The sequence below is a fragment of the Kitasatospora sp. NPDC058190 genome, assembly GCF_042883685.1.
Classification (GTDB): Bacteria; Actinomycetota; Actinomycetes; order Streptomycetales; family Streptomycetaceae; genus Kitasatospora.
The window spans coordinates 1-4644 of record NZ_JBHVVI010000246.1; the positions used below are offsets into that span (position 1 = coordinate 1).

The 4644-nt window shown below is 71.2% G+C and carries 6 protein-coding genes; all 6 read right to left on the reverse strand.

Annotated elements, in window-relative coordinates; genetic code table 11:
• Positions 1-81: 81 nt before the first annotated feature.
• The 6 genes from ACFVWU_RS44290 to ACFVWU_RS44315 all read right to left on the reverse strand — a co-directional run bounded on the left by ACFVWU_RS44290 (position 82) and on the right by ACFVWU_RS44315 (position 4432).
• Positions 82-372, reverse strand: a complete 291-nt coding sequence (locus ACFVWU_RS44290; protein ID WP_387632266.1) for a hypothetical protein — start codon at positions 370-372, stop codon at positions 82-84.
• Between the two features lie 218 nt (positions 373-590).
• Positions 591-857, reverse strand: a complete 267-nt coding sequence (locus tag ACFVWU_RS44295; RefSeq protein WP_313767258.1) for a metal-sensitive transcriptional regulator — start codon at positions 855-857, stop codon at positions 591-593.
• Positions 858-921: 64 nt separating this feature from the next.
• Entirely contained in the window at positions 922-1794 is an 873-nt protein-coding gene (locus ACFVWU_RS44300; protein ID WP_387632268.1) for a sulfite exporter TauE/SafE family protein, read from the reverse strand.
• The gene (locus ACFVWU_RS44305; protein ID WP_387632271.1) at positions 1791-2375 is read right to left on the reverse strand and encodes a rhodanese-like domain-containing protein; all 585 of its coding nucleotides are present in this window, start codon (positions 2373-2375) and stop codon (positions 1791-1793) included. Before ACFVWU_RS44305 ends, ACFVWU_RS44300 begins: the two co-directional genes overlap by 4 nt.
• Before the next feature lie 198 nt (positions 2376-2573).
• The gene (locus ACFVWU_RS44310) at positions 2574-3959 is read right to left on the reverse strand and encodes a rhodanese-like domain-containing protein (RefSeq protein ID WP_387632273.1); all 1386 of its coding nucleotides are present in this window, start codon (positions 3957-3959) and stop codon (positions 2574-2576) included.
• A 155-nt stretch (positions 3960-4114) separates the two neighbouring features.
• Positions 4115-4432: a rhodanese-like domain-containing protein gene (locus tag ACFVWU_RS44315; protein WP_387632276.1), complete on the reverse strand. Its 318-nt coding sequence runs from the start codon at positions 4430-4432 to the stop codon at positions 4115-4117.
• Positions 4433-4644 lie beyond the last annotated feature (212 nt).

The following is a 4644-nucleotide window of genomic DNA, read 5'->3' on the forward strand; positions in this document are numbered from 1 at the left end:
CGACATCTCGAAGCGTGGAGAACGGCCGCCTCCGCTGTCCCGGGAAGAAGCGCAGATCAGCAGGTCGGGTGACCTGCGAGGTTAAACGGAAAGCTGAGTGCCCGAGCTCTCGCCGGAGTTCCCCGCAACGCGCTGACCCAGCGGAACCCCGACCTGCGCAACGAGTTCGACAACCACGTCAGGCAGCGTGGCGCCGTCCCCGACGCAGAAGCCCGCCTGCGGGCCGAGATCGCCGAGCTGAAGAAGACGATCGCCTCGAAGAACGCGGATCTCAAGCGGCTCCGCGGCGATGTGCCGGCCTTGGTCCGCGTCGTCAACCAGCTCACCCTGGAGAACCAGCGGCTTGGCGACCAGATCGCCAGCACGGAGCAAAACGTCGTCCCGTTCAAGAAACGCCCGCTCCCAGCGGTCTGAATGCGCTGGTCCAGCCGTTTTGCCTTCAGTTCCCGACCAGGGACGGAGCGGTCAAGCACACGACGCACCGGACTGCTCGACGGCGAATGGCCTGGCGTGAATGTTCGGCAGTCCCCGCGAGCAGCGCACGAGCGGCCCGTCGGCGGATGTGGTGCCGTCGGGCCGCTCGGGTTCGGTCAGGCGAGGGCGAGGAAGAGCTTCTCCAGCTCGGCCTCGGACATCGGTGGCGCGTCGCCGTCCGCGGTGGCCAGGCACTGGCGCATGCCGCTGGCCACGATCTTGAAGCCGGCCCGGTCGAGGGCCCGGGAGACGGCGGCAAGCTGCGTGACGACGTCCTTGCAGTCGCGGCCGGCCTCGATCATGGCTATGACGCCGGCAAGCTGCCCCTGGGCGCGGCGCAGCCGGTTGAGGACCGCGCTCGTCGCTTCTTCTTCCACCTTCACCGGTTTCCTCCTGGCGCATGCCTACTGCTTCCTTTCAGGATACCCCAGCGGGTATCTGTGGGAGTCAGTGGCGGATAGCGGGTTCCGGGGTGGGTGCCACCGCCCTTTCGGAGGGTGGGTTTTCGGTCCGGTGTGCGCGCCTGCGCTGGATCAGCGCCCAGGCCGCGATCGCGGGGACGGCTGCCAGGACGGCCGGGCCGGTCTGGCGGGTGAGGACGAACAGGCCCATGGCGATGACGAACCAGCCGAATCCGGTGCGCAGGGTCTGCTGGGGGATGCGTCCGGCGTAGCGGCCGCCGATGAGGCTGCCGAGGACGGCGGCGGCGGTGACGGCGAGGGCCAGGTTCCAGTCGAGGTGCGCGCCGGATATGTGTCCGGCGAGTCCGGCGAAGGAGTTCATGGCGATGACCAGCAGTGAGGTGCCGATGGCGATGCCCATGGGCAGGCCGGCCAGCAGGGCCAGTGCGGGGACGATGAGGAAGCCGCCGCCGGCGCCGAGGACGCCGGTGACCGCGCCGACGACGAGGCCCTGCAGGAGCAGGCGGTGGAGCGGGAGTTCGCCCTGGGCCTGCTTCGCGGCCTTGCGGGGGCCGCGGAGCATCGCGGCCGCGGTGGCGAGCATCATGAGCGCGAACGCGACCAGCAGGACGGTGTCGGGGATGTGCGCGGCCGCTCGTCCGCCGGCGTAGGCGCCGACCATGCCCGCCAGGCCGAACAGTGTTCCGGTGCGCCAGCGCACCCGGCCCGCGCGGGCGTGGGAGATCAGGCCGGCGATGCTGGTGACGCCCACGACGAACAGGGAGGTGGTGATGGCCTGCTTGGTGTCCTGGCCGGCCAGGTAGACCAGGATCGGGACGGTGAGCATGGATCCGCCGCCGCCCAGGATCCCGAGGAGGATCCCGATCAGGAGCGAGGCCGCGATGGCGAGGGTGATCACGGCCGGCTCCTGAGGGCGGCGATCACCGAGTTGATGTCGGTGCGCGGGCCGCGGTTGTAGGGGAGCTTGGCGAGCATCATGCCCATCGCGCAGGTGTTGGTGACGGCGGCGAAGGTGAGGCCGGCTCCGACGGCGGTGCCGATCAGGTGCAGGCCGGGTATCGCGAGGCCGGCGAGGCCGGAGACGAGCACGATCGAACCGGCGATCAGCCTCACCTGGCGTTCCAGCTCCCAGCGGGCCGCCCCACGCGTCACCGGGCCGCCGGCCGCCTCCCAGGCGACCATGCCGCCCTCAAGGACGCGCAGGTTGGGCAGCCCGGTCTCGGAGAGCGCCTGCTCGGCCTGGGCGGCGCGGGCGCCGGAGCGGCAGATCAGGACGGTGTCCTCGTCGAGGTGGTGGAGCAGCTCGGCGCGGTGCTCGCGCAGGGTGTCCAGGGGCACGTTGTAGGCGCCGGGGATGTGGACGGTGTGGAACTCGCCGGGAGTACGTACGTCCAGCAGGCGCGGGCCGCTGCCGTCCTTGGTGAGTTCCCTCAGGGCGGCGGTGTCGATGCCGGCGGGGGTGCGGGTGGCGGTGGTCATGTCGTCTCCGTTGTCGATTCGGCCGCACCCGAGCGGAATACCCGCCCGGGTATGTGTCGGGGCATGGCGGGGCACGGGTGTCCGGCGGGGCTGTGAGGGCATCTCCCGTCGGACACCGGCGGTTCGGGGGCCGGGGCCGGCGCGCAGGGCTGATGACGGTCGGCCTGCGCGCCGGGTCCCGGCGTCTGAGGGGGTCGGTCAGGTGGTGGTGGGTTCGGCGAGCAGGGCCCAGGCGCCGTAGCCGCCGAGAACGTCGGAGACGTCCTCGAAGCCGTGGTGGCGCAGCAGGCTGGCGGCGATGGAGGAGCGGTGGCCGCCGGCGCAGTGCAGGACCAGGGGGCGGTCGGTGGGGATCTCGTCCAGGCGGTGGGGCAGTTCGCCGAGCGCGATGTGCATCGAGCCGTCGATGTGGCCGGCGGCGCGCTCACCGCAGTTGCGGACGTCCAGGACCACCGGGGGCTGGTCGCCGGCGAGGGCGGTGCGCAGTTGGTCGGCGGTCAGGCGGCTGGCCGGGGCGACCTGGTCGGGCATGGCGGCGAGGGCGTCGTCGGGGCCCAGCAGGTAGCCGGTCACGTGGTCGAATCCGATGCGGGCGAGGCGGGTGGTGATCTCCTCCTCGCGGTTCTGCGGTGCGATGACGAGGATGCGGCTGTCGGGGGTCAGGACGGTGCCGGCCTGTTCGGCGAAGCGGCCGTCGGCGGGGATGTTGATCGCGCCGCGCAGGTGGCCGGTACCGAACTCCTGCGGGCTGCGGGTGTCCACCACGACCGCTCCGGTGGCGTGTTCGGCGCGGAACTCCTCCGGGGACAGCGGCCGGGGCGCGGCGGTGGGGTCGAACAGGTCGCGTTCCTGGCGGTTGAGGGTGGCGTCGTACGCGAAGTAGCCGGGTGCGGCGGACTGTCCGGCGGTGACGATGGCGACGAACTCGTCCTCGCTCATCGGCCGGCAGGCGTAGTTGGTGGCGCGCTGGGCGCCGATGGTGGACTGCTTCTCGGTGGAGAGGTTCTTGCCGCAGGCCGAGCCGGCGCCGTGGGCGGGGAAGACCCGCACCTCGTCGGGCAGGCCCATCAGCTTGTGCTGCACGCTGCGGTAGAGCATCCGGCCGAGCTCCTCGGCGGTGACGCCGGCCGAGGCGAGCAGGTCGGGGCGGCCGACGTCGCCGATGAACAGCGCGTCTCCGGTCAGCACGCCGTAGGGGACCTCGTCGGCGGCGTGTTCGTAGACCAGGACGCTGATCGACTCCGGGGTGTGGCCGGGGGTCTCCATGATCTGCAGGGTCACCTCGCCGAGACTGATCCGCTCGCCGTCGGCGAGGTGGCGGATCGCGTACTCGGTCTCGGCGCGCTGCCCGTAGCCGATCCACGCGCCGGTGCGGGCGGCAATCTCCAGGTGGCCGGCGACGAAGTCGGCGTGGAAGTGGGTGTTGATGACCGCCTCGACGGTGAAGCCGCGTGCCTGGGCGTCGGCCAGGTACTCGGAGATGTCCCGGCGCGGGTCGACGACCACCGCCTTGCCGGTGGACTCGTCGGCGATCATGTACGAGGCCTGGGAGAGGCAGTCGAGGTAGTACTGGGCGAAGAACACGGGAAACAACCTCCTGATTGAGGGTTCACACCGGGCTTGATATACCCGGTGGGGTATAGAAACGGGCAGGGCGAGACTGCGGCCGGTCGGCGACAGGCTGCGGCTTCAGGTGCGCGAGGAGCGAAAGAGGGTGCGCCGGGCGGCGCGGAGGCGGGTCAGTGCGAATGCGGGCCGGTGGCGAGAGGGTGTCCGGCTCGGGCCCAGCCGCGGGTGCCGCCGACGACCGAGCGGGCGTCGACACCGCGGGCGCGCATCAAGTCGGCGGCGACCAGGCTGCGGTTGCCGCTCGCGCAGATCACGTACACCGGCCGGTCCGCCGGGGCGTCGGTCCAGGTGGGCAGCTTCGCGAGCGGGACGAGCAGCGCGCCGGGCACGTGTCCCGCCTGGTACTCGTCCGGCTCGCGCACATCCAGGACGAGACCGCCGTCGGCCCAGGCCGAGGCGAAGGTGTCGAGGTCGATCTCACGGGTCACGCCAGTCCTCCATATACCCCCCGGGGCATCTTGGTCTCGAATGTAACTCCACGGCGACACCTCCGTCAAATACCCGCTGGGGTATCCAGGCGAAGGTGTGATGGCGCACTTCCGCCCAGCGGCATCGGAAAAGGGCAAGGGCCGGGTTCGCCGACTGATCAGAGTCGGCGAACACCGCCCCAGGGTGGGGGACAGCCCAAGGGCTAATCCCG